The 25134-nt window shown below is 66.1% G+C and carries 32 protein-coding genes; 13 read left to right on the top strand and 19 right to left on the bottom strand.

What is annotated here, in order from left to right; translation table 11 throughout:
* Window positions 1–28 precede the first annotated feature (28 nt).
* From U1707_RS15015 to hisB, 9 genes are all read right to left on the bottom strand, one after another.
* Window positions 29–1636, bottom strand: a complete 1608-nt coding sequence (locus U1707_RS15015; RefSeq protein WP_332800881.1) for an amino acid permease — start codon at window positions 1634–1636, stop codon at window positions 29–31.
* 111 nt (window positions 1637–1747) lie between these two features.
* The gene (locus U1707_RS15010; protein ID WP_332800880.1) at window positions 1748–2125 is read right to left on the bottom strand and encodes a histidine triad nucleotide-binding protein; all 378 of its coding nucleotides are present in this window, start codon (window positions 2123–2125) and stop codon (window positions 1748–1750) included.
* A 318-nt stretch (window positions 2126–2443) separates the two neighbouring features.
* Window positions 2444–2764 carry a phosphoribosyl-ATP diphosphatase gene (locus U1707_RS15005; RefSeq protein WP_332800879.1) on the bottom strand — a complete coding sequence of 107 codons (321 nt, stop codon included), beginning with the start codon at window positions 2762–2764 and terminating at the stop codon, window positions 2444–2446.
* A 32-nt stretch (window positions 2765–2796) separates the two neighbouring features.
* Window positions 2797–2973, bottom strand: coding sequence for a hypothetical protein (locus U1707_RS15000; RefSeq protein ID WP_332800878.1), 177 nt, complete (start codon window positions 2971–2973; stop codon window positions 2797–2799).
* A gap of 4 nt (window positions 2974–2977) precedes the next feature.
* Window positions 2978–3748: an imidazole glycerol phosphate synthase subunit HisF gene (gene hisF / locus U1707_RS14995; RefSeq protein WP_332800877.1), complete on the bottom strand. Its 771-nt coding sequence runs from the start codon at window positions 3746–3748 to the stop codon at window positions 2978–2980.
* Between the two features lie 247 nt (window positions 3749–3995).
* Window positions 3996–4724: a 1-(5-phosphoribosyl)-5-[(5-phosphoribosylamino)methylideneamino]imidazole-4-carboxamide isomerase gene (hisA, locus tag U1707_RS14990; RefSeq protein WP_332801035.1), complete on the bottom strand. Its 729-nt coding sequence runs from the start codon at window positions 4722–4724 to the stop codon at window positions 3996–3998.
* A gap of 14 nt (window positions 4725–4738) precedes the next feature.
* Window positions 4739–5344 (bottom strand): imidazole glycerol phosphate synthase subunit HisH, encoded by a 606-nt coding sequence (gene hisH, locus U1707_RS14985; protein WP_332800876.1) that lies wholly within the window; start codon window positions 5342–5344, stop codon window positions 4739–4741.
* On the bottom strand, window positions 5341–5658 hold the full coding sequence (locus U1707_RS14980) for a YciI family protein (protein WP_332800875.1): 318 nt from the start codon (window positions 5656–5658) through the stop codon (window positions 5341–5343). The genes hisH and U1707_RS14980 overlap by 4 nt, the downstream gene beginning before the upstream one ends.
* Entirely contained in the window at window positions 5655–6242 is a 588-nt protein-coding gene (gene hisB, locus U1707_RS14975; RefSeq protein ID WP_056052090.1) for an imidazoleglycerol-phosphate dehydratase HisB, read from the bottom strand. The genes U1707_RS14980 and hisB overlap by 4 nt, the downstream gene beginning before the upstream one ends.
* A gap of 71 nt (window positions 6243–6313) precedes the next feature.
* Here hisB and U1707_RS14970 point away from each other — a divergent pair, with 71 nt between their 5' ends.
* The 5 genes from U1707_RS14970 (at window position 6314) to gmk (ending at window position 9735) form a co-directional block, all read left to right on the top strand.
* Window positions 6314–6799 carry an SspB family protein gene (locus tag U1707_RS14970; RefSeq protein ID WP_056052087.1) on the top strand — a complete coding sequence of 162 codons (486 nt, stop codon included), beginning with the start codon at window positions 6314–6316 and terminating at the stop codon, window positions 6797–6799.
* Between the two features lie 187 nt (window positions 6800–6986).
* Window positions 6987–8393 carry a class II fumarate hydratase gene (fumC, locus tag U1707_RS14965; RefSeq protein WP_332800874.1) on the top strand — a complete coding sequence of 469 codons (1407 nt, stop codon included), beginning with the start codon at window positions 6987–6989 and terminating at the stop codon, window positions 8391–8393.
* A gap of 209 nt (window positions 8394–8602) precedes the next feature.
* Window positions 8603–8815, top strand: a complete 213-nt coding sequence (locus U1707_RS14960) for a hypothetical protein (protein WP_131583932.1) — start codon at window positions 8603–8605, stop codon at window positions 8813–8815.
* On the top strand, window positions 8812–9012 hold the full coding sequence (locus tag U1707_RS14955; protein ID WP_307086996.1) for a hypothetical protein: 201 nt from the start codon (window positions 8812–8814) through the stop codon (window positions 9010–9012). Before U1707_RS14960 ends, U1707_RS14955 begins: the two co-directional genes overlap by 4 nt.
* A 72-nt stretch (window positions 9013–9084) precedes the next feature.
* Complete coding sequence (gene gmk, locus U1707_RS14950) at window positions 9085–9735, top strand: guanylate kinase (protein WP_131583930.1); 651 nt, start codon at window positions 9085–9087, stop codon at window positions 9733–9735.
* 103 nt (window positions 9736–9838) lie between these two features.
* Here gmk and U1707_RS14945 read toward each other — a convergent pair whose 3' ends face one another.
* From U1707_RS14945 to U1707_RS14935, 3 genes are read right to left on the bottom strand one after another with little or no spacing between them, the layout of a single operon-like run.
* Window positions 9839–10519, bottom strand: coding sequence for an ATP12 family chaperone protein (locus U1707_RS14945; protein WP_332800873.1), 681 nt, complete (start codon window positions 10517–10519; stop codon window positions 9839–9841).
* Entirely contained in the window at window positions 10516–10734 is a 219-nt protein-coding gene (locus U1707_RS14940) for a hypothetical protein (protein ID WP_332800872.1), read from the bottom strand. Before U1707_RS14940 ends, U1707_RS14945 begins: the two co-directional genes overlap by 4 nt.
* Window positions 10731–11390, bottom strand: a complete 660-nt coding sequence (locus U1707_RS14935) for an HAD-IA family hydrolase (RefSeq protein ID WP_332800871.1) — start codon at window positions 11388–11390, stop codon at window positions 10731–10733. The genes U1707_RS14940 and U1707_RS14935 overlap by 4 nt, the downstream gene beginning before the upstream one ends.
* A gap of 112 nt (window positions 11391–11502) precedes the next feature.
* Here U1707_RS14935 and U1707_RS14930 point away from each other — a divergent pair, with 112 nt between their 5' ends.
* The gene (locus tag U1707_RS14930) at window positions 11503–11997 is read left to right on the top strand and encodes a DUF1440 domain-containing protein (protein WP_332800870.1); all 495 of its coding nucleotides are present in this window, start codon (window positions 11503–11505) and stop codon (window positions 11995–11997) included.
* Between the two features lie 364 nt (window positions 11998–12361).
* Here the strand turns inward: U1707_RS14930 and U1707_RS14925 are convergent, their stop codons facing one another.
* From U1707_RS14925 to hemW, 3 genes are all read right to left on the bottom strand, one after another.
* Window positions 12362–13666 carry an RluA family pseudouridine synthase gene (locus U1707_RS14925; protein ID WP_332800869.1) on the bottom strand — a complete coding sequence of 435 codons (1305 nt, stop codon included), beginning with the start codon at window positions 13664–13666 and terminating at the stop codon, window positions 12362–12364.
* Entirely contained in the window at window positions 13663–14037 is a 375-nt protein-coding gene (gene crcB, locus U1707_RS14920; protein ID WP_332800868.1) for a fluoride efflux transporter CrcB, read from the bottom strand. Before crcB ends, U1707_RS14925 begins: the two co-directional genes overlap by 4 nt.
* Before the next feature lie 152 nt (window positions 14038–14189).
* A complete protein-coding gene (gene hemW / locus U1707_RS14915; protein WP_332800867.1) occupies window positions 14190–15374 on the bottom strand; it encodes a radical SAM family heme chaperone HemW in 1185 nt (394 codons plus the stop codon).
* A 31-nt stretch (window positions 15375–15405) separates the two neighbouring features.
* Here hemW and U1707_RS14910 point away from each other — a divergent pair, with 31 nt between their 5' ends.
* On the top strand, window positions 15406–15963 hold the full coding sequence (locus tag U1707_RS14910; RefSeq protein WP_332800866.1) for a CAP domain-containing protein: 558 nt from the start codon (window positions 15406–15408) through the stop codon (window positions 15961–15963).
* 66 nt (window positions 15964–16029) lie between these two features.
* On the top strand, window positions 16030–16827 hold the full coding sequence (locus U1707_RS14905; RefSeq protein WP_443025713.1) for an EAL domain-containing protein: 798 nt from the start codon (window positions 16030–16032) through the stop codon (window positions 16825–16827).
* Window positions 16828–16958: 131 nt separating this feature from the next.
* Here the strand turns inward: U1707_RS14905 and rdgB are convergent, their stop codons facing one another.
* Window positions 16959–17609, bottom strand: coding sequence for an RdgB/HAM1 family non-canonical purine NTP pyrophosphatase (gene rdgB / locus U1707_RS14900; protein WP_332800865.1), 651 nt, complete (start codon window positions 17607–17609; stop codon window positions 16959–16961).
* Window positions 17606–18322 carry a ribonuclease PH gene (gene rph / locus U1707_RS14895; RefSeq protein WP_332800864.1) on the bottom strand — a complete coding sequence of 239 codons (717 nt, stop codon included), beginning with the start codon at window positions 18320–18322 and terminating at the stop codon, window positions 17606–17608. Before rph ends, rdgB begins: the two co-directional genes overlap by 4 nt.
* Before the next feature lie 247 nt (window positions 18323–18569).
* On the opposite strand from rph, the gene hrcA reads away from it, so the two are divergent.
* The 4 genes from hrcA to U1707_RS14875 all read left to right on the top strand — a co-directional run bounded on the left by hrcA (window position 18570) and on the right by U1707_RS14875 (window position 21872).
* Window positions 18570–19613, top strand: coding sequence for a heat-inducible transcriptional repressor HrcA (hrcA, locus tag U1707_RS14890; RefSeq protein WP_332800863.1), 1044 nt, complete (start codon window positions 18570–18572; stop codon window positions 19611–19613).
* Between the two features lie 25 nt (window positions 19614–19638).
* Window positions 19639–20178, top strand: coding sequence for a nucleotide exchange factor GrpE (gene grpE / locus U1707_RS14885; RefSeq protein WP_332800862.1), 540 nt, complete (start codon window positions 19639–19641; stop codon window positions 20176–20178).
* Between the two features lie 123 nt (window positions 20179–20301).
* Window positions 20302–21525, top strand: coding sequence for a threonine synthase (locus U1707_RS14880; protein WP_332800861.1), 1224 nt, complete (start codon window positions 20302–20304; stop codon window positions 21523–21525).
* A 107-nt stretch (window positions 21526–21632) separates the two neighbouring features.
* Window positions 21633–21872: a hypothetical protein gene (locus U1707_RS14875; RefSeq protein WP_332800860.1), complete on the top strand. Its 240-nt coding sequence runs from the start codon at window positions 21633–21635 to the stop codon at window positions 21870–21872.
* Window positions 21873–21945: 73 nt separating this feature from the next.
* On the opposite strand, the gene U1707_RS14870 is transcribed toward U1707_RS14875, so the two are convergent.
* Complete coding sequence (locus U1707_RS14870) at window positions 21946–22449, bottom strand: vgr related protein (protein ID WP_332800859.1); 504 nt, start codon at window positions 22447–22449, stop codon at window positions 21946–21948.
* Complete coding sequence (locus U1707_RS14865) at window positions 22446–22883, bottom strand: copper chaperone PCu(A)C (protein WP_332800858.1); 438 nt, start codon at window positions 22881–22883, stop codon at window positions 22446–22448. Before U1707_RS14865 ends, U1707_RS14870 begins: the two co-directional genes overlap by 4 nt.
* Window positions 22884–23051: 168 nt before the next feature.
* Between U1707_RS14865 and dnaK the strand changes: the two genes are divergently transcribed.
* Window positions 23052–24959 carry a molecular chaperone DnaK gene (dnaK, locus tag U1707_RS14860; protein WP_332800857.1) on the top strand — a complete coding sequence of 636 codons (1908 nt, stop codon included), beginning with the start codon at window positions 23052–23054 and terminating at the stop codon, window positions 24957–24959.
* Window positions 24960–25134 lie beyond the last annotated feature (175 nt).

Below are 25134 nucleotides of genomic sequence, written 5' to 3'. Positions count from 1 at the left end.
CCTCCCGCGGCCCTTTTTTGTGGCTCGATCAGTGGCTGCCTGGGGGCGCCATATCGACGTCGGCCCCATCGTCGAGGCCAAGCCCGACATGGCTCCGTGATCGGCTATACAGGAAGTAGATCAGCAACCCGATCGCGCCCCAACCCGGCAGGACCAGCTTGGCGGTCAGCGGTAGCGACAGATACAGCCCGACGCAGCCGATGATCGCGAGCGGCGCGACGATCCATACCGCCGGCGTACGGAACGGGCGCTTGCGGCTCGGGTCGGTCTTGCGGAGCACCATCACCGAGATGGCCACCATCATGAACGCGAACAACGTTCCCGCATTCGAATAATCGGCGAGCTTGCCGACCGGCAGGATCGCCGCAGCGATCGCCGCGGCGATGCCCGTCACGACGGTGACGACATGCGGCGTGCGGAACTTCGGGTGGATCGATGCAAGCTTGGCCGGCAACAGGCCATCACGCGCCATCGTAAAGAACACGCGGGTTTGGCCGAACATCATCATCAGCACCACCGACGGCAGCGCCAGCACGGCGGCAAGGCCGACCAGACGCCCCATGATCGGCCAGTTGATGACCTGCAGCACGTGGACCAACGCTTCCTTCGAGCACACCAGAGGTTCCATCGCGCCCGATGCGACGATCGCGGCGCAACGCCCGGCCATCTCGGCCGAGCCGGGCGCCAGCACGCCACCATCGGCGCTAGTCACCGGGTTCGCACCGATCGCACCGATCGCGCCCGACGCGACCAGCAGGTAGAACAACGTACAGATGCCGAGGCTGGCGATCAGCCCGATCGGCACGTTGCGCTGCGGGTTCTTGGTCTCCTCGGCCGCGGTCGAGACCGCGTCGAAGCCGACATAGGCGAAGAAGATCGACGCCGCCGCGCCCAGCACGCCGACACCCGACGAACTCAGCGGATTGCCGACGCCGTAGGGCAGGAACGGATGGAAATTATCCGCCTGGAGCACGGGAATCGTCAGCGCGATAAACGCCGTAAGCGCGGCGATCTTGATCAGCACCAGCACCGCGTTGACGCGCGCGCTTTCGGTCGTGCCGACCACCAGCAGCCACGTAACCAAGCCGATGATGATTACCGCCGGCAGGTTCATGAAGCCGCCGACCGTCATCGCGGTCTGCAGATCGGCATTCGGCGTTGCGCCGAACGCGACCTGGACGTGGGCCATCAGCGCGTCGGCGTTGCGCAAGCCGTTGGGAATGTGGAAGCCGATCCCGTCGAGCAATCCGGCGAGATGGTTCGACCACCCGACCGCGACCGCGCTCGCGCCGACCGCATATTCGAGAATCAGTGCCCAGCCGACCATCCAGGCGAGCAGTTCACCCGTCACCGCATAAGTGTAGGTGTAGGCCGAGCCCGACACCGGCACCATCGACGCGAGTTCGGAATAGCAGAGTGCCGCGACCGCGCAGACGAAGCCCGCGACGACGAAGCTCAGCAACATGCCAGGCCCCGCCTTCTGCGCGGCCTCGGACGTCAGCACGAAGATACCGGTGCCGATGACCGCGCCGACGCCCAACAGCGTCAGCTGAAAGGCGCTGAGCGTTCGCGCGAGCCCCTTTTTCTCTGCCGTCGCCAGAATGGCATCCAGCGATTTTACGCGACCAAAAATCAATTCGGTACCCCCCGGGGATTGCAGGGACCCGGTCAGAAGGCCCCGTTGCTCAAGCGGGCGAGCCTAATGGCAATTTTGTTACGCGCAATCCTTTAGTGGCGGAAAGCTGCCCTATCGGGCGAGCATCGGCCCCAGCGGCTGCCCGCCGAAGACATGAACATGCAGATGCGGCACCTCCTGGTGACCATCCCGGCCGATGTTCGCGAGCAGGCGATAACCGGGCTCGACCAGGCCGGCGGTGCGCGCGACGGTGCCGACCGCGCGGATGAACCCGGCGATCTCCGCATCGGGTGCCCGCGCGGAGAAATCGTCCCACGAGACGTACGCGCCCTTGGGGATCACGAGCAGATGAGTCGGCGCCTGCGGATTGATGTCGTGGAAGGCGATCGCGAAGTCGTCGTCATAGACCCGGTTCGAGGGGATCTCGCCACGCAAGATCTTCGCGAAGATGTTCTGGTCGTCGTAGGGCTGGGTAGCGTCGATCGGCATGTCAGGGACTCCTTGCTTCACCCCCATACCGTTCGTCCCGAGCAGCCGTCGAGCCCGTCAAGACGGTGTATCGAAGGACGGCGTCCGGGGCATGCCCGTCGATACGGGCTCTCGGCTTGGCGTCTTCCCTGCACGCAACGAACGGGGTCGAAGGCCACGTGCCAACCTTCTCCGTCACCCCGGACTGGTTCCAGGGTCCACCGTTCCGCGAACTCGCCGGCCGATGATGCGCGGCACGGTGGATGCCGGAACAAGGCTCTCCTGAGCGAAGTCGAAGGGCCCGGCATGACGGATCGGACGCGTTACCCCGTCCCCGCGTTACCCCGTCCGCCCGGCCTTTTCGACCAGGCCGCCGACCCCCTCGCGCCGTTCCAGCTCGGCGCGGACGTCGTTCAGGCTCAAGCCCGCATCCGCGAGCAGCACTGCCAGATGGAACATCAGGTCCGCAGCCTCGGGCACAATGCTCGCCTCATCGCCGGAGCACGCCGCGATCACCGTTTCGACGGCTTCCTCGCCGAGCTTCTGTGCGATCTTGGGCCGGCCCTTGGCGAACAGGCTCGCGGTATAGCTGGTGTCGGCGGGCGCATCGCGGCGGGCGCGGATGGTCGCTTCGAGGCGGTCGAATACGGGGTCTGCCATGCGCCGCGTGCTGGCGCAGCAGGGCAGGCGGGTCAATCCTCTGCAGGCGGTTTCGTCTTGGCAAACCGCTTCCGCAATCCCCGCCGCACGAGCCACACGCCAAGCGCCGCGAACACGAACAGCGCGACGTCCGACAGTTCGGGGCCAGTGCGGGGATGGACGATGCCGCTATGCCCCGATTGCACCGCAAGGAGGGGCAGGGCGGTCAATGGATCAAACGCGAACCGGCGTCCGCACAGGTATCCCCGCTGCCGCGAGCGCGGCATGCGCGTCGCCGATCGACGCCTGCCCGAAATGGAAGATCGACGCTGCCAGCACAGCGCTCGCATGCCCGTCGCGGATGCCGGCGACTAGGTCGTCGAGCCCGCCGACGCCGCCGCTCGCCACCACCGGCACGCTCACCCGGTCGGAGATCGCACGGATCAGGTCGAGGTCGTAGCCGCTGCGCGTCCCATCGCGGTCCATCGACGTCACGAGCAACTCACCGGCACCCAGCTCGGCGAGTTTGAGCGCATGCGCGATCGCATCGATCCCGGTCGCACGACGGCCGCCATGCGTGAACACTTCCCAGCCTTCACCCGACCGCCGCGCATCGACGCTCGCGACACAGCACTGGCTGCCGAACCGCTCGGCGATATCCGCGACCAGTTCCGGCCGCTCGACCGCCGCGGAATTGACCGCGACCTTGTCCGCGCCCGCCAGCAACAGCGCGCGCGCATCGTCGGCCGTCCGCACCCCGCCGCCGACGGTCAGCGGCATGAAGCAGACTGCGGCCGTCCTGCGCACGACGTCGAGGATCGTCCCCCGACCCTCATGGGACGCGCCGATATCCAGGAAACACAATTCGTCCGCCCCGGCCGCATCATACGCCCGCGCCTGCTCGACCGGATCGCCCGCATCGCGCAGTTCGACGAAGTTCACGCCTTTCACCACGCGCCCGTCGGCAACGTCGAGACACGGGATTACACGCGCTCGAACCGTCATGCGCCGTGCCGCAGAAATGTTTCACGCGGAGACGCGGAGACGCGGAGACGCGGCAAAGCCGCTAAGAAGAATATTTCGCGCAGAGGCGCAGAGGACGCAGAGAAGAAGAAGGGGCGCGCTGGGGCGGGCGGGGTTGTGTCGTCAGTGAGGAAGCAATGAATGCTGCCGCACACCTCCTCCGCGCTCTCTGCGTCTCCGCGCGAAAAGCTCTCACTTCCTCCGCGTCTCCGCGTCTCCGTGTGAATCATCATGCAGCCTTCGCCACGCTCAATGCCGCGGCAAGATCGAGCCGACCGTCGTACAACGCCCGCCCCGTTATCACGCCCTCGACGCCGTCCCGTACATGCAAAGCTAGCACGTGAATCTCGGCAATCCCCTTGACCCCGCCGCTGGCGATCACCGGGATGTCCACCGAGCGCGCCAGATCGACCGTAGCCTCGACGTTGCACCCCTTCAGCATCCCGTCGCGCCCGACATCGGTGAACAGCAACGACGCCACCCCCGCATCCTCGAACCGCCGCGCGAGGTCGACCGCGCTGGTCGTCGACACGTCCGCCCAGCCCTTGGTCGCGACCATGCCGTCCTTCGCGTCGACCGCGACGACGATCCCGCCCGGAAAATCCTTCGCCACGCCGCGGACGAACTCGGGGTCCTCCAGCGCCGCCGTCCCGATTACGACACGCGACACGCCAAGATCGAACCAGCCCTCGACGCTGGTCCGCGTCCGGATGCCGCCGCCAAGCTGCACATGCCCCGGAAACCGCGCGACGATCGCGCGCACCGCATCGCCGTTGACCGAGGCCCCTGCAAACGCACCGTCGAGATCGACCACGTGCAGGTGCTCCGCGCCGGCGTCGGCGAACAGCATCGCCTGCGCCGCGGGATCGTCGCCATAGATGGTCGCGCGGTCCATATCGCCCTCGGCGAGACGCACGACCTGACCCGCCTTGAGGTCGATCGCGGGGAAGATGATCAGGTTCGCAGGGGTATTCACGGCCGCCACTCCAGGAATCGTTCGAGCAAGGCCAGGCCGTAGCGCTGGCTCTTTTCGGGATGAAACTGCACGCCGATCATCGTGTCGCGACCGATCGCCGCGGTCACGGGGCCGGCATGCTCGGTCGTCGCAAGGATGTCGGGGCCCTCGAACGCGAAGCTGTGCAGGAAATACGCCTCGCCCGGTTCGATCAACGGATGCGGCGTGGTCGGAACGACGTCGTTCCAGCCCATGTGAGGGACCTTTGCTTCCATCGTCCCCGGCTCGAGCCGTCGCACGCGCCCGGCAACCCAGCCGAGCCCGGCATGCGTTCCCATTTCCTCGCCCGCATCGGCCATCAACTGCATGCCTACACAGATCCCGAGAAACGGCGTGCCCTCGTCGCGAACCCGCCGGTTCAGCGCCTCGACCATCCCCGGCACTGCGCGCAACGCCGCCGCGCAAGCGCCATATGCGCCGACGCCCGGCAGCACGATCCGGTCCGCTTTCGCGACAACATCGGCGTCCGAAGTCACGACCAGATCGACGCACCCAGCCGTCCGCAACGCGTTCTCGACCGAATGCAGATTGCCCGCGCCGTAGTCGATCAGGGCGAGCGTCACGCCAGCAACTCGGCGATCGCAGGCAGGACCATGCTGGCGGTGAACGCGGTGATCTCGGCCGTGGCGAGCCCACCGCTGACGAACGGATCGGTCGCCACCACCGCCTCGACCGCCGTTTTCTCGCCGCGGATCAGGATGACCCCGCCGGTACGCGGAATTTGCCGGCCCGATGCGAGAAACACGCCCTCCGCGTAGCCCTTCGTGAGCCATGCAACGTGCTCCTTCATGCGCGCATCGATCGCATCCAGTGCTGCGACGTAGGTCAGCACGACCACGCACAATGGCGCGTCGGTCCGCGCAAATGGCTCGCTCACAGGATCCCCTTGGTCGACGGAATCGCGTCGGCCTTGCGCGGATCGATCTCGATCGCGGTCCGCAATGCGCGCGCGACACCCTTGAACGCCGCTTCGGCGATGTGGTGGTTGTTCGTCCCGTACAGCGTCTCGACGTGCAGCGTGATTCCTGCCGCCTGCGCGAAGCTATGGAAGAAATGCTCGAACATCTCGGTATCCATCCCGCCCAAGCGCTTCTGCGAGAACAGGTCCTTCCACACCAGCCACGGCCGCCCGGAAATATCCAGCGCCACCCGGGTGAGAGTTTCGTCCATCGGCGACAGCGCATCGCCGTACCGCGCGATGCCTCGTTTATCGCCGAGCGCCTGCGCGAACGCCTGGCCGATCGCGATGCCGGTATCCTCCACCGTATGATGCTCGTCGATATGCAGATCGCCCTTCGTCCGCACGCGGATGTCGATCAGCGAGTGGCGCGACAATTGTTCGAGCATGTGATCGAAGAAACCGACCCCGGTCTCGACGTCGTACACGCCGGTCCCATCGAGGTTCACGGTGACGTCGATCGCCGTCTCGGCGGTGGAGCGGGTGATCGTGGCGGTGCGCATGCCACCTCCCATAACGTCCGCCACGACGCATGCAATCTTGACCGGCATCCGAATGGCGCTACCCAAGGGATATGACCGATGGACTGCCCGATAGCCTGATTCCGTACGACGAGATCGTGCAAGAAGCCCTGCGTGCCGTCGTCGGCCGCGTGCTTGGTTCCGTCGCGGAGGCCGGCGGGCTTCCCGGCGAGCATCATTTCTATATCACCTTCAAGACGCAGGCACCGGGAGTCGACATCCCCAAGCGCCTGATCGAGCGGTTCCCGGACGAGATGACGATCGTCATGCAGAACCGCTACTGGGACCTCATCGTCGACGACGAGCGCTTCTCGATCGGGCTTTCGTTCAATCAGGTCCCGTCGAAGCTGGTGATCCCGTACTCGGCGATCACCGCGTTCCAGGATCCGGCGGTAAGCTTCGAACTACGCTTCCAGGCGCAGGAGGGTGCGGACGACGCGCTTGGCGACCATGACGAAGCGGAAAACGACGGCCCGACCGCGGTGCCGATCGAAGACGGCTCCAACGTCGTAGCCGTGGATTTTAAACGGAAGAAGTGACCCACTACTCCCTCTCCCCGCCGGGGAGAGGGAAGGGGCCCGCCGCACTTGCGGTGGGAAGGGTGAGGGGCGTTGGGACGTGCGTCCTTAGCCTCAAGCCCCTCACCCTTCCGTCGCCTGCGGCTCCTCCCTCCCTCTCCCCGAAGGGGTGAGGGATCCAGCGCATGACCCGGAAGGTTGATCCCCTATGACCCAAACCCGCACAGAAGCCACCCGCACAGAAACCGACACGATCGGCCCGATCGAAGTCCCCGCCACCGCCTATTGGGGCGCGCAGACCGAACGCTCGATCGAGAACTTCCCCTTCGCCACCCGCGAACGCATGCCGATCGAGATCGTCCACGCACTCGCGCTCGTCAAACAGGCCGCCGCCCGCGTAAATCGCGCCCACGGTCTCGACGAAAAAATCGCCACCGCGATCGATTCCGCCGCACAGGAAGTGATCGACGGCAAGCTCGACGACCAGTTCCCCCTGGTCATCTGGCAGACCGGCAGCGGCACGCAGTCGAACATGAACGCGAACGAGGTCATCGCCGGCCGCGCCAATGAAGTCCTCACCGGCACCCGCGGCGGCAAGTCGCCGGTCCACCCCAACGACCACGTCAACATGAGCCAGTCGTCGAACGACAGCTTCCCGACCGCGCTCCACATCGCCGCTGCGATCGCCACCACGCACCGCCTGATCCCCGCACTCGACAAGCTCCACGCCGCGCTCGACGCAAAGGCCAACGCCTGGGACGACATCGTCAAGATCGGCCGCACCCACCTCCAGGACGCGACCCCGCTGACGCTTGGCCAGGAATTCTCCGGCTATGCGAACCAGCTGTACCGCTGCCGCCACCGTATCGAGCCCGCGATCAGCCACGGCATGGTCATCCTCGCGCAGGGCGGCACCGCGGTCGGCACCGGCCTCAACGCGCCAGCCGGGTTCGGCGACGCGATCGCGCACGAACTGGCCGAGATCACCGGCCTGCCGTTCGTCAGCGCCCGCAACAAGTTCGAGGCGCTGGCGTCGAACGACCCGCTCGTCCATCTGTCCGGCACGCTTAACACGCTCGCGGTCGCGCTGACCAAGATCGCCAACGACATTCGCCTGCTCGGCTCGGGCCCGCGTTGCGGCTTCGGCGAGATCGACCTTCCCGCGAACGAGCCCGGCAGCTCGATCATGCCTGGCAAGGTGAACCCCACCCAGTGCGAGATGCTGACGATGGTCGCGGGGCAGGTGATGGGCAATCACGTCGCGGTCACCGTCGGTGGGATGCAGGGCCATCTCGAGCTGAACGTGTTCAAGCCGCTGATCGGCGCCAACGTGCTGCGCTCGATCGATCTTCTCGCCACTGCCATGGAAGGATTCGCGGAACGCTGCGTCGACGGCATCGAACCTAATCGCGGGCGGATCGCCGAACTGCTCGACCGCTCGCTGATGCTGGTCACCGCGCTTGCCCCCGAGATCGGCTACGACGCCGCCGCGAAGATCGCCAAATACGCGCACGCGGAGGGGCTGACGTTAAAGGAAGCTGGTCTTGCGCTAGGCCTGGTCGACGCCGAGACCTTCGACCGCGTCGTTAAACCCGAATCGATGCTCGGCCGGTAACGCCAAACCCAGGCACACGTGCACGTCCCCCTCCCGTTCGTGCCGAGCGAAGTCGAAGCACCCCCGCTTGGGGCACACCCTTCGACTTCGCTCAGGGCGAACGGAAGCGAAGGGGCGAACGGAGAGGGCAGGCGCGGGCCGCCGGGAACTGAGTCGGGAACCCAAACGCTCGTCGCGCGCTAACCCGCTACACGCGAAGGAGAAGTTACGTGGGCGCAACGACCATAGGCGCGCTTATCGGCGCAGGCATCGACTCGCTTAGCGGTGACGACGGCAACGCGGACGGTGCGATCATCGGTGCGATCACCGCCAACGTACTCAAGGTCGTCGTACCGCTGGCCGTGACCTACGCGATCGGATGGGCGGTGCTGCGCGGTGCAGCGGAACTCAAGGACCAGGTTTTCGGGGAGACAGAAGCATGATCGGACGTATCATCAGTGCATTGGTTGGCCGTGAAATGGGCCGTCGAGACGGTTCAGGCGGCACCTCGGGTGCGGTAAAGGGCGTGGTCGCGATGAGCGTACTCCGCCGTATGGGGCCTCTCGGCATGGTCCTCGGCGGCGGATACGCGGCCAAGAAGGCGTACGATCGCAACAAGGCCCGCAAGGCCGGCTATTAATCCGCCTTCGTAAAACCACGCGCGGGCCGCGCATGGGTTGACGCCCATATGCGGTCCGCGGCAAGGGCGCGCATGCCCCACACACTTCCGTCCGACCCGCATGGTTTCCGTCGCCGCGGAGTCCTGTTCGTCCTGTCATCGCCATCCGGTGCCGGCAAGTCGACGATCGCGCGCAGATTGCTCGCGGACGAGCACGAGTTGGAGATGTCGGTCTCGGTCACGACCCGGTCGATGCGGCCCGGCGAAGTCGACGGCAAGGATTACCATTTCACCGACCTAGATGGCTTTCGCGACATGGTTGCGAACGACGAGTTCCTCGAATGGGCGCACGTCTTCAACCACCGCTACGGCACACCGCGCGCGCAGGTCGAGGAGATGCTGGCGGCCGGCAAGGACGTGCTGTTCGACATCGACTGGCAGGGCGCGCAGCAGCTGTTCCAGATTGCCGGCGGCGACGTGGTCCGAGTCTTCATCTTCCCGCCCTCGATGGAAGAACTCCACCGCCGCCTGACCAGCCGCGGCACCGATTCGGAAGAGGTGATCGAGGCCCGCATGTCGCGCGCGGCGAACGAGGTCAGTCACTGGGACGGCTATGATTACGTACTGGTCAACGACGACGTCGACAGCTGCATCCGCGGTGTGAAGACGATCCTGGCTGCGGAGAGGCTGAAGCGCTCGCGCCAGACCGGCCTGATCGGCTTCATCCGCAGGCTGACCCGCTAGTCCCGGCCCGCAAAGGGATACTGTTCACCTGCGAACGCAGGAGCCCAGGATCACGAACGATATCGCCTGTTACCCTGGGCTCCTGCGTTCGCAGGAGAACGCGTCAGAGCAGCCCCAGGAACGTCACGCCCAACCCAAACTCCTTGCGCTTCAACTCCCGCAACTGAGTTGCCTGCCAGTCCTCGCCCCACATCTCGACCGACCAGTCCTCGTCGATCCCTGCCGCCGCCCAGGCTGCATCCGCATCGAGTCTGCCCTCGATCAGCGCCAGCCCGATCACCAGCGACCCGGTCAGCGTCACCACCGGCGACAATCCCGCCAACCGAAAATGGTCATACGCAGCGACCGCCTCGTGCAGCCGCGCGATCGTCGCCGCCGGTTGTGCGACGTGCATCACGCCCGCCGTCACCGCGAACGTCACGTCGTACCGACCCCGCGCCCACGCCAGCAGCGGATCCCAAGACGCCGCCTGCCGCTCGACCAGCTGAGGCGGCCCCTCGGCGCGGTAGCAGAGTAGGTCGCTCTCGCCATACGCCGCCAACCGCGCGGCAAACTGCGCAGGATCGTTCGCGATCGGATCGGTCGCCGCATTGGCGAGCCCGGTCAGCGGCATCGTCCGCGGATCGATCGTCTCGCCGACCGCGCGCCATTCCTGCGCAACCGCCTCGGCCAGTGCGTCGGTCGGCAACGCCAGCGGCCGCCGCCCGGGCGTCCGCACCGGCTTGCCGTCGAGCGTGACCACCCGGTCGGCATCGATCGCGACGTCTTTCCAGAACCGCTTCATGCGTCGGGAGTCCGCCAGCGATGTGCCAGACTGCGCGGCACGATCGCGATCATCGCCATCGCCGACAGTACGATCGCCGTCCCGAGGATCTTCGGCCCGAGATCATGCGCCCGCGCGATCAGGATCAGCCCGAGCAACGCACCCGCGACCCCGGCCAGCCGCACGCCGACCAGGACGAACCAGCGCCGCTGCGCCACGCGATCACCGTCGGTCATTGCGGCGCCACCATGTGCAACAAGTCCGGCACGGCCGCCGCAACGACATCCGCCCCCGCATCGGCAAGCTCGTGCACGTCGTGATAGCCCCAGGCGACGCCCACTGCCCGGACCCGCGCCGCGCGCGCCATCGCCATGTCGAAGCTCGTGTCGCCGATCATCGCGGTCGTCTCCACGCTCGCGCCAGCCTCCGCGATCGCCGCCATCAGCATGGCCGGATCGGGCTTCGACGGATGCCGGTCCGCGGTCTGCAACGTCACGAACCGGTCGGTGATGCCGTGCGCAGCGAGGATATGCGCGAGCCCGCGGTCGGACTTGCCCGTCGCCACGCCGAGCAGCCAACCGTCGTCCGCAAGCGTCGTCAGTACCTCGACAATCCCGTCGAACAACGGCTCGTCGGCCAGTTCGCCACTCGCCCGCATCGCGTGGAACGCATTCTTGTAGTCTGTGGCGAGCGACCGGTGCAGCGCTGCGTCAGCCTCCGGAAGCAACACCTGCATCGCCTCGACGAGACTGAGGCCGACGATCCGCCGAATGTTCGCACGTGGCGGCGGGATCAGCCCGGCACCCTCAAACGCGCGCTCGCACGCGACGCAGATATTCGCCTGGCTGTCGACGAGTGTCCCGTCGCAATCGAACACGGCAAGACGGGTCATGAAGGTTTCCAACGCATCCCGCCTCGTAGATCACGCGTGCACGAGAGGGAACGCCAAACCGGAACGCGCGCGTCCGCAAACGGTTCGTGTCGAATATCTCTGGAGACACCTGATGGCGCATACACCGACCGACACCCCGAACATCTGGGCTGCCGCCGCTGCTGGCTTGGTCGCCGGCCTCGCCGCCTCGTTCGTGATGGACCGCTTCCAGGCCGGCGTCGCCGCGCTGTCCTCGTCCGAAAGCGATGCGGAACCCGCGACGGCAAAGGTAGCGGACAAGGTTTCGCAGGCGTTGGTCGGGCACGAGATCCCCGACGATCGCAAGCCGCTCGCGGGGCAGGTCGTGCACTATGCGGTCGGGGCAGGGTTGGGGATCGCCTACGCGGTGGCGGCGGAATACCGGCCGGCAGTGACCGCGGGCTACGGCACCGCGTTCGCAGCGGCGACGACCGCGTTGCTCGACGAGGCGGCGGTTCCGGCGGCAGGGCTCGGCGATGCGCCATGGAACACCGCACCGACCACGCACCTCTACAGCGCGGCGTCGCACATCGTGTTTGGGACGGTAACGGAGGGTGTGCGGCGGTTGCTGCGGGGTTGGTTGAAGTAAGCTCGGCCTGTGCCTGTCTAGTTCCCCCGCGAAGGCGGGGGCCCCAGGAATCAAGCAGCGCTACGATCGTGGCTCCTGGACCCCCGCCTTCGCGGGGGAACAAGAGAGTTAGCGGAGGACGTCCAACAAACCACTCCACCCCGGCGAAGGCCGGGGCCCAATTGGGGGGCATCGTCAACGGAGGATATCGCTCCGTTACCGCAACCTTTCCAATTGGGCCCCGGCCTCCGCCGGGGTGGTGCCAAAGGTGAGATAAGCGCTCAGCGTACCCACTCCTCCCTCTCCCCTCGGGGGAGAGGGAAGGGGCCCGCGGCCACTTGGCCGTGGGAAGGGGCAGGGCACGTGTCAGCCGCAGAGCATCAGATCACCGAGTCCCAGGCCCACTCCGCGGCCCAGGCTTCCCAGCCCCACTTGGACGACCACGCCCAGTAGGCTTCGCACCCTCGACCCGAGGCCCACTCCGCGGCGCGCCGAACTTCGAGCCAGCCCCCGTCCTTGCGCCACCCTTTTTCGGCGCACCCGGCTTGGCGCCCGGCTTCTTCTCTTCGACCACGCCACGCCCGCGCCGTTCCCCACGGCGCTCTTTCCGCACCGATTTCGCATGTGCCTTGGCCCGCGACTTGATCATTTCCTTGGTCGGCGCGGTCTTCTCGTCGAGCACCAGGTCATCGCCCAGCTTCTCCTCGAAGCCCAACTGCTTCAGGCTTTCGGCGAAATGCGTCGGCAGCTCGGCGGTCACGTCGATCGACCCGCCATCGGGATGATCCACCTTGATCCGCCGCGCATGCAGATGCATTTTTCGCGATATACCCCCGGTCAAAAATGCCGCCGCCCCGCCATACTTGCCGTCGCCGACGATCGGATGCCCGATCGCCGCCATGTGCACGCGCAACTGGTGCGTGCGGCCGGTGAACGGTTGCAACTCGACCCACGCCGCACGGTTGCCGGCATGCTCGATCACGCGGTAGCGCGTCCGCGCCGGTGCGCCCTCGGCCTCGTCGACGTGCATCTTCTCGCCGCCGGTGCCCGGCTGCTTCGCGATCGGCAGCTCGATCATGCCGTCCTCGATCGACGGCACGTCGACTACCAGCGCCCAATAGACTTTCCGCGCGGTCCGCCCCGAAAACGCCTTCGCGAAGAACGCCGCCGCGCGGCTCGTGCGCGCCACCAGCAAGGCGCCGGACGTATCCTTGTCGAGCCGATGGACCAGCTTCGGCCGCCCCTCGTTATCGTATTGCAACCCGTCGAGCAGCCCGTCGACATGCTGCGTCGTCTTGGTGCCGCCCTGCGTCGCCAGGCCCGGCGGCTTGTTCAGAACGAACGCCTGGAAATCCTTGTGGATGACCATGCCCTGCGCGAGTTCGGTCTCTTCGTCTGACAGGATCACGCGTTCGCGGACGCGCTTGGGCTTCTCCGGGTCGGCGGCGGCCTTGTCGGCCTCGGCCGGCGGCACGCGCAGCATCTGGCCTGCCGCGATCCGGTCGCCTGGCGTCGCGCGCGCGCCGTCGACACGCAACTGCCCGGTACGCGCCCACATCGCCACCGTCGTATAGCTCGTATCGGGCAGATGCCGCTTGAACCACCGGTCGAGCCGGATGCCGTCATCGTCGAACCCGACGTTGAATTCCCGAATACCAGCGTCACCGCTATCGCTTTTGCCCGCAGTCATGCGACGGCCCTTACTGCGGAGAGACCCGCGAACAACGCGGCGATCGAACCGATCACCGACACCAAAACATACCCGAACGCGACGCCGATGGCGCCTCGCTCGATCATCGTGACGACCTCCAGCGAAAACGCCGAAAAGGTCGTGAATCCCCCAAGCACGCCGACCGCGAGCAGCAGGCGCCAGTTCTCCGACGCGCTGTCCCGCGCCAGCACGCCGACGAGCACGCCCATCAGCAACCCGCCGACGATGTTCACCGTCATCGTCCCGAAGGGATAGTCCGGCCCGAGCAGCGACGTCATCGCGCTACCCGTCAGATAGCGCGCGCCGGAACCGACTGCACCACCGACCATGACATAGAGAAGGGGAGACATCATCGCGCCCTAGCGCGAATCGGGCAAAACGGAAAGGTGGGGTTACGCCCGAACCGCGGATGGCGGAACGCGTGTGACGAACGATGCCGTACCGACGCCGGCGACGCTATGCTCGCGGCCTTGGCGAAACAGCGTTCGGAGCGAGAACGGGATCAGGCGGTGACGATCTCGGGCAGGATCGCGTCGAGCAGCAGCGCGCCCGCTTCGGTAACCCGCAGCCGACCCGGCGAGCGGGCGATCAGTCCGAGATCCTCCAGGCGCCCGACCGCCGCCAGGTCGACGGGAACTACGCCGGCATTGAGCGCGGTGATACGGTCGAGATCGACGCCCTCCGCCAGCCGCAACCCCATCAGCAAAGCCTCGGTCGCTCGCGTTGAGGGGGTCAGCAGGTCCTCGATCTCCATGCCGTGGCCGTTGCGCTCGATCGCCGCCAGCCAGTTCTCCGGCTTCTTGCGGCGTACCGTCGCGAGCCCGCCGCGGCGGCCGTGCGCGCCGGGGCCGATGCCCGCGTAATCCTGGTAGCGCCAGTAAGCGAGATTGTGGCGGCTTTCCGATCCCGGCCGCGCATGGTTCGACGTCTCGTACGCCGGCAGCCCGGCGGCGGCGGTATCGGCACGCGTCGCCTCGAACAGGTCGGCCGCCGAATCGCCGTCGGGGATGACGATCCTTCCCGCCAGCGCCTCCGTCGCGAACCGCGTGCCGGCTTCGATCGTCAGCTGATACAGCGAGAGATGCTCCGTCCCGAGGCTCAGCGCACGCGCCAGCTCTGCACGCCAATCGTCGAGCCGCTGGCCCGGGAGCGCGTAGATCAGGTCGAAACTGACGCGGGGAAAGACGCCTTGCGCCGTGGCGAGCGCCGCCTGTCCCTCGTTCACGTCATGGGCGCGGCCGAGGAATTTCAGCGCCGTATCGTCCAGCGATTGCAGTCCGAGCGACACCCGGTTCACGCCGGCGCTTGCCAGATCGGCAAACCGCGCGGCCTCGACCGACGACGGATTCGCCTCCAGGGTGATCTCGATTCCTTCCGCGAATCCCCAGGCCCTCTCTGCCGCATCGAGTACCGCGGCGACGGTCGCGGGTGGCATCAACGAGGGGGTGCCGCCACCGAAGAAGATCGACTGTAACTTTCGCCCCGGCAGGACGCTTGCCTCGTGCGCCAAATCGGTCAGGAGTGCCGCGCGCCACGCGGCCTGGTCGACATCGTCGCGAACATGGCTGTTGAAGTCGCAATACGGGCATTTCGACACGCAGAACGGCCAGTGGACGTAGAGCGCCAGATCGCCCGAGGGATACGAGCGTGGGCTTGGTGTTTCGAAGACGGGCATTATCTCGCGCATATGGTCCTGCGGGGCGGTCGAAGGAAGCACAATGACGGCACGGATGATTTGGGCGCTTGCTGTGGCGCTCGCGATTGCGGGCTGTGCCCAGGGTCCGGAGCGGGTGGTCGAGCGGCGCCAGTCGATGACGCCGGCGCCGCGCAGTGCGGCCTTGCTCAAGACCGCGATGATCGACGGCCACACTGCCGCCCGCGCTGCCGTCGGCGTGGCGCCGCTGACGTGGAGCGACACGCTGGCGACTGCCGCGCGCGCCTATGCGGAGGAGATGGCGCGCACCCGCAAGTTCGCACACGCGCCCCAACCGCAGGGCATGTCGCGGGAAGGCGAAAACCTGTGGACCGGAACGCGCTACGCCTATGCCTATTCCGAAATGATGGGGCATTGGGTCGCCGAGAAGCGCGATTTCGTCAACCAGCCGACTCCCGGGTTCAGCCGGACCGGCAAGTTCGAGGATGTCGCGCACTATACGCAGATCGTCTGGCGGGGCTCGACGCAGTTCGGCTGCGCGATGGCGAGCAACACGACCGACGATTACCTGGTGTGTCGGTATTCCCCACCGGGAAACGTGGTTGGCGAGCGAGCATATTAATCTAGATCATTCAGTACCCCTGATATGTGTCGTAGTTTCTTAAGCGGCTCGGCATAAACTATTTTAATGAACACTTTACCTCAGCGCGATCTCTCTCGTCCCGTCGGTTGTGTTGGGTGCCGTGACGGCGCCGGCCTGCCGTTCACGTTCTCGATGGCGTTCCAGCCGATCGTCGATGCCGAGACCGAGACGGTATTCGCCTATGAAGCCCTGGTTCGGGGCTCTGAAGGGCAGTCGGCGGCGAGCGTGCTGGGCCAGGTCGATGCGGAAAACCTCTACGCGTTCGACCAGCAATGCCGGGTGCGCGCAATCGAAGTGTCGGTGAAGGCCGGGCTGCTGGACACCTCCGCCCGGCTGTCGATCAATTTCCTGCCGAATGCGGTGTATTCGCCGGCCGCGTGCATACAGCTCACGCTCAAGACAGCGGGTGCGGTCGGCATGCCGACCGACCGCCTTCTCTTCGAATTCACCGAGAACGAGGAGATGCTCGATGCGGCGCATGTCGCGAACATCATCGCGACCTATCGGAAGATGGGGTTCGGGACCGCGGTCGACGATTTCGGTGCCGGGCATGCCGGGCTCAACCTGCTCGCACGGTTCCAGCCGGACATCATCAAGCTCGACATGGAGTTGATCCGCGACATCGACACGAGTTTGCCGCGACGGATGATCGTCGAGGGCGTGGTGCGGATGTGCACATCGCTCGGCATCATGGTGATCGCCGAGGGAGTCGAAACGATCGGCGAGTTCACCGCGCTGCGGGCGATCGGCGTGCGATACATCCAGGGGTATCTGCTGGCGAAACCGGCGTTCGAGACGTTGCCTACGGTGACGTGGCCGGTGAAGCAGGCGATCGCAGTCTGAACCACACACCTCCTCCGTCATCCTGAAGACAGTCAGGATCCAGAGTAACGGGCGGTGCCCTTAATGGCTCTGGATCCTGACTTTCGTCAGGATGACTGGGAGCGCGGCGGAGGCCTTCCCCGCCGGGGCTCTCAGAACACCGCCGCTTCAAGCAGCTTGAACGCTTCGTTGCGGTGGCTGATCGCGTTCTTCGTTTCGTGCGGCAGTTCGGCATAGGTCTGGTCGTAGCCGAGCGGCACGAACACCGGATCATACCCGAACCCGACATTCCCGCGCGGCGGCCAGGTCAGCGTGCCCTCGGCGCGACCCTCGAACCATTCGACATGACCATCGGGCCACGCCAGCGCGAGGACGCTGACGAAATGTGCGCCTCGCGTTGCGTCCGGCCCCTTCGCGACCACCGCGTCCTCGACCTTCTGCATCGCCATCATCCAGTCGCGACCGGTCGGCGTTTCGGCCCAGTCGGCGGTGTAGACGCCCGGATCCCCGCCCAGCGCATCGACGCACAGCCCGCTATCGTCGGCGAGCGCGGGATAACCCGACAGGTCGGCCGCCGAGCGCGCCTTCAGTTCGGCGTTGGCAAAGAAGGTGGTGCCCGTCTCGATCGGTTCCGGCAGGTCGAGTTCGGCGGCGGAGACAACTTCGAGCCCACGCCCTTCGAGCAACGCCGCGATCTCGCGCACCTTGCCCTTGTTGTGGCTGGCGATGACCAGCTTGCCGGGGGCAAGCTTGCGAATCGCCTGCGGTTCCCCACCCTCTGCAAAGGGGCCCTCGCCGCTCACTTGGCGACCGCCTTCGCCTGCGCGGCGAAGATGTCCGTGCAGCCGATGCGTGCGAGACGCAGCAGGCGGAGTAGAGCCTCCTCGTCATAGGTCGCGCCCTCGGCGGTCGCCTGCGCCTCGGCGATGTTGCCGTTTTCGAGCAGGACGAAGTTCGCATCCGCATCCGCGCCCGAATCCTCGATATAGTCGAGGTCGAGCACCGGATTGCCCTGGTAGATCCCGCAGCTGATCGCCGCGACCTTCTGCGTCAGCGGGTCGGCGGTCAGCTTGCCGCTTGCGAGCAAGCCATCGATCGCGAGCCTGAGCGCGACCCAGCCGCCCGAGATCGACGCGGTGCGCGTGCCGCCGTCCGCCTGGATCACGTCGCAGTCGATCACGATCTGGCGCTCGCCGAGCAGCTTCAGGTCGACGACTGCGCGCAGGCTACGCCCGATCAGCCGCTGGATTTCCTGCGTGCGACCCGACTGCTTGCCCTTGGCGGCCTCGCGGTTGTTGCGCGTGTTCGTGGCGCGCGGGAGCATGCCGTATTCGGCGGTCACCCAGCCTTCGCCCTTGCCGCGCATGAACGGCGGCACCTTCTCCTCGACGCTGGCGGTGACCAGCACCTTGGTGTCGCCGAAGCCGATCAGGACGGAGCCCTCGGCATGCTTGGTGAAGCGCGGCTCGATCGTGATGCTGCGCATCTGGTCTGGGGCGCGGCCGGATGGGCGCATGGTCTGTGTCCTAACGGGAGTGAGTAATTGCCCGCTGCCTAGCCTTTCGTTTGGTCGCTCGCCAGCCTTCCCCGTCATCCTGACGAAAGAGCCCGTCATCCTGACGAAAGTCAGGATCCACAGTAACCGAGTGCTGTGCTCCGTGGCTCTGGATCCTGACTTTCGTCAGGATGATGGCGTGGGGAGCGGGCGGTGGCGACGTGCATTCCCCCTTTTGGCAAAGGTCGATCCGCCCTAGATCAAAGCGATGGCCACGCCCCCCGTCACCGAACTGACCGATCGCGCGCGCGACATCTTCCGCGCCGTCGTCGACAGCTATCTCGCCAGCGGCTCGCCGGTCGGGTCGAAGACGATTGCGCAGCTGACCGGCCTCAGCCTGTCGCCCGCATCGATTCGCGGCGTGATGGGCGAACTCGAAGGCCTCGGCCTGCTCGCCAGCCCGCATACCAGCGCTGGCCGTATGCCGACCGATCGCGGCCTGCGCCTGTTCGTCGACGGCATGATGCAGGCAATGGAGCCGTCGTTCGAGGAGCGCCAGACGATCGAGGCACGCGCCGGCGTGGGCGGCCCGGTCGAGGAAGCGCTGGCCGCGACCACGCTCGCACTGTCAGGGCTGTCGGCCTGCGCCGGATTGGTGATGGTGCCCAAGCGCGAACTGAAACTGCGCCAGATCGCGTTCGTCGCGCTTTCGCCGGAGCAGGCGCTGGCGGTACTGGTGAGCGAGGACGGCTCGGTAGAGAACCGCGTGATCGCGCTGCCCAAGGGCATGTCGGCGTCCGCGCTGATCGAGGCGGGCAATTACATGTCGGCGACGCTCGGCGGGCTGACGCTGGCCGAGGCGCGCGGCCGGATCGACCGCGAGCTGGCGGACGGGCAGGCCGCGCTCGACGGCGCCGCGCGAACGCTGGTCGAGCGCGGGATCGCGGTGTGGAGCGAGGATGCCGATCGCCGTCCGGTGCTGATCGTGCGCGGGCAGGGGCGGTTGATCGATGCCGCCGCCGCCGCCGATCTCGACCGGGTCCGCGACCTGCTCGACGATCTCGAGGGAAAGCAGGAAGTCGCATCGCTGTTGGACAGCGCGCGGGCCGGCGATTCGACGCGGATTTTCATCGGCGCGGAGACCAAATTGTTCGCGTTGTCAGGATCTTCCGTCATCGCGCGACCCTTCCGTGGATTGGACGGTCGGGTGGTCGGCGTCGTCGGCGTGATCGGCCCCACGCGGTTGAACTATGCGCGCGTCGTGCCCATGGTGGATTTCACGGCTGCAACGCTCGCCCGGTTGATGGGTTGAGCCGGCCACAACTATAGGGAAAACCATGTCCGAGACCGACCAGAACGCCCCTGCCGACCTGCGCGAAGAGACCGCCGAAGACGCGCCCGAAGTGGCTTCGAACGACCGGGTCGCCGAGCTCGAGAACCAGCTCGCCGAGGCCAAGCAGAACGTCCTCTATGCGCAGGCTGAGATCCAGAACGTCCGCCGCCGCGCCGAAAAGGAAGCTCAGGACGCGCGTGCCTATGCCGCGACGGCCTTTGCGCGCGACGTGCTGTCGGTTGCGGACAATCTGTCGCGCGGACTGTCGGCGATCCCGGCGGACCTGCGCTCGGACGAGAAGATGAAGGGGCTCGTCACTGGTCTCGAAGCAACCGGTCGCGAGCTGGAGAGCGTGTTCCAGCGCCACGGCATCACCAAGATCGCCGCGGAAGGCCAGATGCTCGACCCGAACAAGCACCAGGCGATGATGGAAATCCCGAGCGACCAGCCGCCGGGCACGATCGTCCAGGAGATGCAGGTCGGCTACATGATCAAGGACCGCCTCCTGCGTCCGGCCATGGTCGGCGTCGCCAAGGCTGGCTAACCCTTGCCCCCTCCCTGAAAGGGAGGGGGGCTGGGGGTGGGTCGGCCGGTTGGCTATCGGTGCGCCCGCCCCAGACCGACCCACCCCCGACCCCTCCCTTCCACGGAGGGGAGAGAGCAGTCCATGAACCAGAACCTCACGACCGATCGCCAGACCTTCGTCACGCATCTCGAATGCTCGATCACCGGCGAGCGGTACGAGGCCGATCAGCTTCATGGGCTGTCGCGCGCTGGGCGGCCGTTGCTCGTCCGCTATGACCTCGACGGGGTGCGGTCTGCGATTTCGCGCGACACGATCGAGGCGCGGCCCACCGACCTGTGGCGGTGGCGTGAGCTGCTGCCGGTCCGCCACACGTCCAACATCGTCAGCCTCGGCGAGATCGAGACGCCGCTGGTGCCGCTAACCAAGTCCGGCGGCCCTAACGTGCTCGTGAAGGACGAAGGCCGCCTCCCGACCGGGAGCTTCAAGGCCCGAGGCCTCGTCATGGCCGTCGCGATGGCGAAGGAGTTGGGCGTTAAGAAAATCGCGATGCCGACCAACGGCAATGCGGGCGCGGCGCTTGCCGCCTACGCCACCCGCTGCGGGATCGAGACGATCGTGTTCTGCCCCGACGACACCCCCGAGATCAACGTCCGCGAGATCGCGATGCAGGGCGCGCGCGTCTGGCGGGTCAACGGCCTGATCGACGATTGCGGCGCGATCGTGGGGAAGGGCGCCGCGGAGGGCCGCTGGTTCGATTTCTCGACGCTGAAGGAGCCGTATCGGATCGAGGGCAAGAAGACGATGGGGCTCGAACTCGCCGCGCAGTTCGGCTGGAAACTGCCGGATGCGATCTTCTACCCGACCGGCGGCGGGACCGGGCTAATCGGGATGTGGAAGGCGTTCGACGAACTCGAGAAGCTCGGCTGGATCGGGTCGGAGCGCCCGAAGATGTTCGCAGTGCAGGCGAGCGGCTGCGCGCCGATCGTCCGCGCGTTCGAAGCCGGCGAGGAGCATGCTGAGCGTTGGGAGGATGCGAGCACGGTTGCCGCCGGCATTCGCGTGCCGAAGGCGGTGGGGGACTTCCTGATCCTCCGCGCGGTGCGCGAAAGCGGCGGGCAGGCGCTCGCGGTCGGCGATCCGGCGATCCTGAAGGCGGTCGACGCGGCGGCGAAGCAGGACGGCCTGCTGCTATGCCCCGAAGGCGGCGCGACTTTGGCGGCCTATCACCAGGCGCTCAACACGGGGTTGGTCGACGAGGATGACAAGGTCGTACTTTTCAACTGTGCGACCGGCTTGAAATATCCGATGCCCGAGGCGCCGCAAGCGCTTGATAGAACACGACCTATCGATTTCGACGCGCTGTAAGCGGCGGATTTCTGCTGATAGATTGGATCGAGATCTACCATATCAGTGGTTGAAACTGATCCATGTTGTCTGCAACGGGGCGCCCTTCTTTACAAAAGGGGTCTTTAATGCAGAAAATCGTTCAGGTCGTTTGCGTCGTGCTCATCGCGGCTGCGGTGATGTTCGGCGGCCGCTGGTACATGTACGTCGCCCGCGCAGACAGCCCGTATGACGAGGTCGGCATCGCGCTGAACGGCTATGCGCCGGGGCCAATGCGCGCCTGGGGTTGCCACAAGATGCAGGCGCGGTTCCCGGGCCAGTTGCCGCCTTATGGCTGTGCCGGGCCGGATGGTCGTAGCTGGATGTAAAGCCAGACGCGTCATCTGATACTCCGTCATCCTGACGAAAGTCAGGATCCAGAGCCCCGATCGTCTCGCTGAGTCACTCTGGATCCTGACTTTCGTCAGGATGACGAGGTGTGTTGGCGGGACGAGCGGGCGTAAACGGCAGCACCGTCTCATACTGCGTAAGCGGCGGGGCGCCCGCGACCTTCGCTCCCGCGCGCAGCAGGAAGGCGTGCCGCACGATCTCGCCCTGTTGCTCGATCCCGTATCGGTGCAGTGCCACGCCCGGTCGGAACGCATAGTCGTACCGGCACCAGGGATGCCGCGCCAAGGGCAGGAACACCCCGCGTTGGTGCTGCCAGACGTGCGTCATCTCGTGGACGAACAGCCCCTGCAGCGTCAGGTGCGCGTGCGCGAAATCGTCGCACCACAAATCGCCCTTGGGGTGGAAGTGGATGCACCCGCGCGGCGCCATCACCGTATCGCGCGGCTGGAAGAACGCCCATTTCCGCCGCGACAGGCTCACCTCGGCATAATCGATCGCGCGCCCGAACACCGATGCCGCGAGCGCTGTTTCCCCCTCGGTAAGCCCGCGCTTCACTTCGCTACCGGAGTCCCCGCCGCGACCACGGTCGCGTTGTTTATGATGCGCGTCCCATCTGCGAACGCGAACGTGAGCGTCACGCGATCGGCGGGCTTGATCCCTGGGTTCATGTTGAACAGCATCACGTGCCGTCCGCCCGGCGCGAACGCGACATCGGTGTTCGCCGGAATGTCGACGCGCGATAGCGGCGCCATCGAGGTCACGCCGTCCTTCGCCATCGTCTCGTGCATCTCCGACTTTATCGCGACGTCGGTGGTGACCGAGATCAGCGTCGCCGATGTCGGTCCGCCATGCACCGTGAAATACGCCGCCGCTGGCCGTCCGGTCACTGCGCCGAGCCGCACCCAGGCGCCATCCACCGACAGCTCCTTGGGCTGCGAGCAGGACGCCAGTGCCATCGCGGCAACACCCAGCACGAAAACGATACGCATAGGTTACTTTTCTCCGGGCCAGACCACTTGTGCATCCTATGACCGGTACAATCTTGCGGCAAGCGCGAGGCCACCTATATCGCGCCCATCATCAGAAAGGTTCCGCCTCCGAAACGGGGTGGAGCGGATTTCGTATTTTCGTTTCAAGTGAGGGGCTAATCAGAACTCATGGCTAAAGTAATCGGTATCGATCTCGGCACGACCAACAGCTGCGTTTCCGTCATGGAAGGCGGCAAGCCCAAGGTCATCGAGAATTCCGAGGGCGCGCGCACCACGCCGTCGATCGTCGCGTTCGCCAAGGACGGCGAGCGACTGGTCGGCCAGCCGGCCAAGCGCCAGGCAGTGACGAACGGCGACAACACCATCTTCGCGGTGAAGCGTCTGATCGGCCGTCGCTTCGACGATCCGATCACCAAGAAGGACACCGAGCTGGTCCCGTACAAGATCTCGCGCGGGCCGAACGGCGACGCATGGGTCTCGGCCGGCGGCAAGGATTACTCGCCGTCGCAGATCTCGGCGTTCACGCTGCAGAAGATGAAGGAAACCGCTGAGTCGTATCTCGGCGAGACGGTCACGCAGGCGGTCATCACCGTGCCGGCCTACTTCAACGACGCACAGCGCCAGGCGACCAAGGACGCCGGCCAGATCGCCGGCCTCGAAGTGCTGCGCATCATCAACGAGCCGACCGCGGCGGCGCTGGCTTACGGCCTCGACAAGCAGGACGGCAAGACGATCGCAGTCTACGATCTCGGCGGCGGCACGTTCGACATCTCGGTGCTCGAGATCGGCGACGGCGTGTTCGAGGTGAAGGCCACCAACGGCGACACCTTCCTCGGTGGTGAGGATTTCGACAACAAGATCGTCCAGTATCTCGCCGACGAGTTCAAGAAGGCCGAGGGAATCGACCTCGCCAAGGACAAGCTGGCGCTGCAGCGTCTGAAGGAAGCCGCCGAAAAGGCGAAGATCGAGCTCAGCTCGGCGCAGTCGACCGAGGTCAACCTGCCCTTCATCACCGCGGACCAGAACGGCCCGAAGCATCTGGTGAAGTCGATCACCCGCGCCGACCTGGAGCGGATGGTCGAGGACCTGGTCAAGCGTACGCTCGAGCCTTGCCGCAAGGCGCTCGCAGACGGCGGCCTGAAGCCCGAGGACATCTCGGAAGTCGTGCTGGTCGGCGGCATGACCCGCATGCCGCGCGTCCGTGAAGTCGTGAAGCAGTTCTTCGGCAAAGAGCCGCACACCGGCGTCAACCCGGACGAGGTCGTCGCCATGGGCGCCGCGATCCAGGCCGGCGTGCTGCAGGGCGACGTCAAGGACGTGCTGCTGCTCGACGTGACGCCGCTGTCGCTCGGCATCGAGACGCTGGGTGGCGTGTTCACCCGGATGATCGATCGCAACACGACGATCCCGACCAAGAAGTCACAGACCTATTCGACCGCCGACGACAACCAGGGCGCGGTGACGATCCGCGTGTTCCAGGGCGAGCGCGAGATGGCGGCCGACAACAAGATGCTCGGCAATTTCGATCTCGTCGGCATCCCGCCCGCACCGCGCGGCGTGCCGCAGATCGAAGTCACGTTCGACATCGATGCGAACGGCCTCGTCAGCGTTTCGGCCAAGGACAAGGGCACCGGCAAGGAGCAGCAGATCCGCATCCAGGCTTCGGGTGGTCTTTCGGACAACGACATCGACCAGATGGTCCGCGACGCCGAGACCTTCGCCGAGGAGGACAAGAAGCGTCGTGCGGGCGCCGAGGCAAAGAACAACGCCGAGTCGCTGGTCCACACCACCGAGCGTCAGCTTGCCGACAATGGCGACAAGGTCGACGATGCGCTGAAGACCGAGATCCAGGCCGCGATCGACGCGACCAAGGCTGCGGTCGAGAGCGGCGACGCGGACGCGATGACCGAGAAGAGCACCGCGCTCGCCCAGGTCGCGATGAAGCTCGGCCAGGCGATCTACGAGAAGCAGGCCCAGGCGGACGCTTCGCCTTCGGCTGATGGCGACGCGGCGAAGAAGGACGACGACGTCGTCGACGCCGAGTTCTCGGAAGTCGACGACAACCCGAAGGCGTAACCGAAACTCCCTCTCCCCTCCGGGGAGAGGGCCGGGGTGAGGGGCAGCCACGAGCGTTGCCGCCCGGAACTGGCCCCCCCCCCAACCCAAAACCCCCCGGGGGGGGGGGGGTAATGGGGCCGGGTGTGGTCTAAGACAGATTGATAAAAAAAGCTAGAAATAGAGGCGGCCCCCG

Source organism: Sphingomonas sandaracina, assembly GCF_036663695.1.
In the GTDB taxonomy this organism is placed as follows: Bacteria; Pseudomonadota; Alphaproteobacteria; order Sphingomonadales; family Sphingomonadaceae; genus Sphingomonas.
This window is presented reverse-complemented; position numbering and strand designations above follow the sequence as displayed.

Coding starts and splice junctions, on each gene's coding strand:
- U1707_RS15010 (WP_332800880.1), bottom strand. CDS start 2,125: ATGCCGATCGACGCTACCCAGCCCTACGACGACCAGAACATCTTCGCG.
- U1707_RS15005 (WP_332800879.1), bottom strand. CDS start 2,764: ATGGCAGACCCCGTATTCGACCGCCTCGAAGCGACCATCCGCGCCCGC.
- hisF (WP_332800877.1), bottom strand. CDS start 3,748: ATGACGGTTCGAGCGCGTGTAATCCCGTGTCTCGACGTTGCCGACGGG.
- hisB (WP_056052090.1), bottom strand. CDS start 6,242: ATGCGCACCGCCACGATCACCCGCTCCACCGCCGAGACGGCGATCGAC.
- U1707_RS14970 (WP_056052087.1), top strand. CDS start 6,314: ATGACCGATGGACTGCCCGATAGCCTGATTCCGTACGACGAGATCGTG.
- fumC (WP_332800874.1), top strand. CDS start 6,987: ATGACCCAAACCCGCACAGAAGCCACCCGCACAGAAACCGACACGATC.
- U1707_RS14955 (WP_307086996.1), top strand. CDS start 8,812: ATGATCGGACGTATCATCAGTGCATTGGTTGGCCGTGAAATGGGCCGT.
- gmk (WP_131583930.1), top strand. CDS start 9,085: ATGCCCCACACACTTCCGTCCGACCCGCATGGTTTCCGTCGCCGCGGA.
- U1707_RS14945 (WP_332800873.1), bottom strand. CDS start 10,519: ATGAAGCGGTTCTGGAAAGACGTCGCGATCGATGCCGACCGGGTGGTC.
- U1707_RS14940 (WP_332800872.1), bottom strand. CDS start 10,734: ATGACCGACGGTGATCGCGTGGCGCAGCGGCGCTGGTTCGTCCTGGTC.
- U1707_RS14935 (WP_332800871.1), bottom strand. CDS start 11,390: ATGACCCGTCTTGCCGTGTTCGATTGCGACGGGACACTCGTCGACAGC.
- U1707_RS14930 (WP_332800870.1), top strand. CDS start 11,503: ATGGCGCATACACCGACCGACACCCCGAACATCTGGGCTGCCGCCGCT.
- U1707_RS14925 (WP_332800869.1), bottom strand. CDS start 13,666: ATGACTGCGGGCAAAAGCGATAGCGGTGACGCTGGTATTCGGGAATTC.
- crcB (WP_332800868.1), bottom strand. CDS start 14,037: ATGTCTCCCCTTCTCTATGTCATGGTCGGTGGTGCAGTCGGTTCCGGC.
- hemW (WP_332800867.1), bottom strand. CDS start 15,374: ATGCGCGAGATAATGCCCGTCTTCGAAACACCAAGCCCACGCTCGTAT.
- U1707_RS14910 (WP_332800866.1), top strand. CDS start 15,406: ATGACGGCACGGATGATTTGGGCGCTTGCTGTGGCGCTCGCGATTGCG.
- U1707_RS14905 (WP_443025713.1), top strand. CDS start 16,030: ATGAACACTTTACCTCAGCGCGATCTCTCTCGTCCCGTCGGTTGTGTT.
- rph (WP_332800864.1), bottom strand. CDS start 18,322: ATGCGCCCATCCGGCCGCGCCCCAGACCAGATGCGCAGCATCACGATC.
- hrcA (WP_332800863.1), top strand. CDS start 18,570: ATGGCCACGCCCCCCGTCACCGAACTGACCGATCGCGCGCGCGACATC.
- grpE (WP_332800862.1), top strand. CDS start 19,639: ATGTCCGAGACCGACCAGAACGCCCCTGCCGACCTGCGCGAAGAGACC.
- U1707_RS14880 (WP_332800861.1), top strand. CDS start 20,302: ATGAACCAGAACCTCACGACCGATCGCCAGACCTTCGTCACGCATCTC.
- U1707_RS14875 (WP_332800860.1), top strand. CDS start 21,633: ATGCAGAAAATCGTTCAGGTCGTTTGCGTCGTGCTCATCGCGGCTGCG.
- U1707_RS14865 (WP_332800858.1), bottom strand. CDS start 22,883: ATGCGTATCGTTTTCGTGCTGGGTGTTGCCGCGATGGCACTGGCGTCC.
- dnaK (WP_332800857.1), top strand. CDS start 23,052: ATGGCTAAAGTAATCGGTATCGATCTCGGCACGACCAACAGCTGCGTT.